Source organism: Methanohalobium sp., from assembly GCF_018609725.1.
GTDB lineage: Archaea > Halobacteriota > Methanosarcinia > Methanosarcinales > Methanosarcinaceae > Methanohalobium.
The window spans coordinates 1-3,773 of record NZ_JAHENT010000032.1 but is presented as its reverse complement, the minus strand read 5'-3'; the positions used below and the strand labels follow the sequence as shown (position 1 = coordinate 3,773).

Annotated in this window: 4 protein-coding genes; all 4 read right to left on the bottom strand. The window is 37.0% G+C overall.

Features of this window, described 5'->3' with window-relative positions; genetic code table 11:
* Window positions 1-1,755 (bottom strand): phage tail protein (locus QZ276_RS01775; RefSeq protein WP_292484741.1); only part of this gene is annotated, 1,755 nt, incomplete at its 3' end.
* Window positions 1,746-2,051 (bottom strand): hypothetical protein, encoded by a 306-nt coding sequence (locus QZ276_RS01770; RefSeq protein ID WP_292484739.1) that lies wholly within the window; start codon window positions 2,049-2,051, stop codon window positions 1,746-1,748. The genes QZ276_RS01775 and QZ276_RS01770, both read right to left, overlap by 10 nt.
* A gap of 166 nt (window positions 2,052-2,217) precedes the next feature.
* The gene (locus QZ276_RS01765; protein WP_292484737.1) at window positions 2,218-2,997 is read right to left on the bottom strand and encodes a hypothetical protein; all 780 of its coding nucleotides are present in this window, start codon (window positions 2,995-2,997) and stop codon (window positions 2,218-2,220) included.
* A gap of 293 nt (window positions 2,998-3,290) precedes the next feature.
* Window positions 3,291-3,773 (bottom strand): hypothetical protein (locus QZ276_RS01760; RefSeq protein WP_292484736.1); only part of this gene is annotated, 483 nt, incomplete at its 5' end.

Here is a 3,773-nt window from a genome sequence, read left to right as displayed (position 1 = left end):
ATCATAAAATAATTCAATACCAGTTCCAGATGGTGTATTATTATTACCTCTTATTTTTACAGTTTGATCTGTTGTATTCCCTGAAGTTGCCACTGTGTCTAAGGTTGGAATATTGTTCGGTGAGTATACTCTGCTTCCTTGTTCGGCCAAAGGCTCACTAAAATTAAACCTTGCATTCCCGTCCTGCCATTCTAAAATTCTGTCTGTTCCATCGTCAAATACTAACTTTTTATCTCCATCTCCACCGTCACCTATTCTAAACTCGTTTTCCTCTGTACCGGAAATGCTATATTCTTGATATTCGTATTTTTTGGTTATATGGAGTATTTCATTAGCTATTCTTTGCTGATTTTGATATACTTTAGTCAATGAAACAGGATCGCCTTCTATATCTGATGTTTCAATAGAAATATCATAACCGGCTGCTGCATTTTCAATTAAAGTTTTCGTCCGCTTGGTTATTCTTACTGTTTTCGTGCCAAATTGGGGATCATCAATGGTTACTTTATCGCCTACTGCTAAATCATAAGGGTTATCTTCAAATTCATAAGGAGTTATTGCTACATTATATTGCACTCGTGGAGTGTCATTTTTATCTAAATAATCCTGTGCTTTGTTTTTTAATTCAGTTTCGGCATCTGAAATGTAACTATCCGGCATCTGAATATTAAGGATAACATATTCATCGCCTCCATCTGCATCAGAAGGTTTTAATGTATCGTTTGGAAGTTCTAAACCTTGATCGGTTGTAAATTTAGACAAAGTAAATTTATTACTTGAATGATCGTATGCTACCTTAAATTCATAACCGGCAAGATCGCCTGTATTGAAATGAATCTTAGGCGACATCCCGGAAATAAGATAGTCATTTAGGTCAAAATCTATATTCGTATCATAGAAAATGGTTGGTTCAGAAGTATCTATATCAGTTACATTTCCTTTATAATGCGGATAAACATTTTCAAAAATCAGAGATTTTTCTATTACTCCGTAAGTGCCGGTATTGCTTTCAATGTAGTCATCTTTGCTCCCGTCTCCATCAATGTCAGGTAGTTTTAAACGGCCTTCATTGCTTTCGTATTCATAGGTTAGGTTTTTATCTGACCCACGGGCGTACAGGCGTGTAATTAAATTTTGGCTGTCAACCCGTTGCCGTGTAATTTCATACAATCCACCACCGGAACCATATTCTAAAGTTATACCGGTATCTACACCTATTTCATCCCGAACAATAATCGTTTTGTTGACGTTGTCTATTCTAAAATCTATATTATACTGCTTACATACTTTCTGGATTACCTGTAAGCAATTGTTTGCTTTAAAATGCAAGTTCCGGTATTCACCAGATTCAGTTATACTTACATCACTTGACCATGTGCCACTACCATAAACATCATTCAGATTATCAACAATTAAACCAACAAAGTCAGAGACGGTTCCACTCAAATAATGGTCAATCTTTCCGTCAGTTCCTTTGTAAATTACACCAATCAAATCATACATCGGTGACTCAAACCAGCAGGTATATTCATAATCAGTAGTGGATTGTTTAATGACTTTAGGAAGCTGATTTAAAGTATAATTTGCCCCGTTAATATCAATATAGTCACCTATTTGGAAATCTACATATTCAGTAAGGTCGAATATAAGGTTAACAAAATCTTCGCTTTTGAATTTCCTTACTTCGGTAGAACGCTCGTCTATGTTTACTGTTTTGCGTTCTGATCCGTCTTTTTTGTATATCGTTAGTTCCATATATCAAGCAATATACTGAAAGCAGAAATATAAAGAGCTGCTTCTTCTATATATAGTGTTCTGTACCTTATTTCCCTAACCAAAGCATAAATCAAAAATGCTACAAACAAACCGGGCAATACCCAATTGCCATAGTCTTTTACTATTGAAAGCATTGCAATCGCTATTCCTGCATTTGCACCAACGATGTGTAGCCAATAGGTTGTTTCACTTCGTTTAATGTCAGCCGCGACCCCGGTTAAAACCATTGCGGCTGATGCCCAAAACATTAAAGGGGTATCCCCGGCTATACTCATGGGAATAGCAAAAGCCACCATAAACAAGGTATAAAGATACTTCCGCTTTAACCTGTAAAACGTCTTTGAATAACTAACCGTCATTCCTACTTTAGACAAGCAGTAGTTCTTGTAAAGTACGAATATGGAAACCGAAATTATTAATGCAATTAATCTTTGTTCCATATTAGTCTGTTGTTATTGTCCAACCATAATTATTCGTTAAATCATCATAAGCTGCCTGACCGTCTGCTGTAAGGTCAGCGTAAGCAAGCGTTCCTCCGTTACAACCACTTATATCAAGTGTTCCACCCGAAGGAATCGTTCTTTGGTAACTATCGTCAAGATCAATCAGTAATTGTGATGCTTCCTGATTGTCTATGTCAACACAACTGTTTATGTCAATGTTAATGTTATCCCAATCACTACCCGGAAGTTTAGAAGCCGAATACGTACCCAAATTGGTACTATACAACTGACAGTCTGACAATGCTGTTAATTCCTTAATAGCTGCCAAATCACCTTGTATCGAGGTACTGTATCCATGTAGAGTTTGGAGAGACTTCATGTTCTCTACTTCACTTAGATAACCGCTCAAAGCTTGGCCACTTACATCAAGATAGGTTACATCTTTTAACCCTTGCTTGAAAGTTAAGTCTAACTGCTTATCCCCTGAAACTCCTGCGTAGTCATGAGAAAAAGTTAACTGGCTGGTTGTGTCTTTTGTTTCGACTACTCCATCGCCCCAGTCTACGATAGTTTTCTTATCAATTGTGCCAATGGTGGCTGTAAATGTAGCAGTCTCGCTCGTTGTGAATGATATAGCTGCTGCAAGTGGATCCGGCTCAACAAAAGGCAAGTTGAATTCGGTTGATACAATTTGCCCATTCTTCCATTTACCACGTATATTAATTCTCGCTCCATCCTTAATATATACTTCATGGATAGTGCCGTCAACCTGTGACATTTTTAATTGTCTTAACCCGGATTTTTCCAACAACTGTTTAAAATTCCAATAATTTTTATTGAAATCATCTTTGCTTTTAGCAACTAAAACGCAGGTTAACTGAATTTCGTTAGGTTCAAACCTAATATCTTCCGAATCAACGAAAGGTATTTCACCGTGTTCGTCTGGAAACGAAAACGAGGTCGTTCCTTTTCGGCTGTTGATTGTAAACTTACCGCTGTGGTCAACAACGGCAATGCCGAAATCGTTTCTTAAATTTTTTTGATCTATTGTTACATCCATAACTCAAAATTTTATCCGCCAACTGCTCTTACATCCAGTTCGTTCTCCTTGATGTAATTATACAGTTTCTTATTATACAACGTATTTGATTCTATATTTCGTAAGGTTTGTAAACTTAAATTTGCAATTTCTACATGCTCCGCTACGTGCATTTGGATTGAGTGCATTCTTCCGGCAAGTAGCCCGGCTGTTTCTTCAGTTACTCCCTTGATTGCTCCTTTCATGGATTGTTGCTGTTCTTCGCCACCTAAACCTACTTCCTCCAAAAGGCTCTGGTATTCTTTCCATTGGCCTTCAAGATCACCCATTAAATCTTTTAAAGATTTTCTTAAATCTTCAATTTCGTCTTCTGTAAAACCTCCTTCTGCTGCTGATGTTAAATCTTCTATCCATGGTTCTAAATTTTCCATCAAAACCCTGCGTTTAAACGCACGAGTAATAGCACTTGTAAGTGCATCATTAAAATTTTCTTCCATTGCCTGAGCAAAAGACTT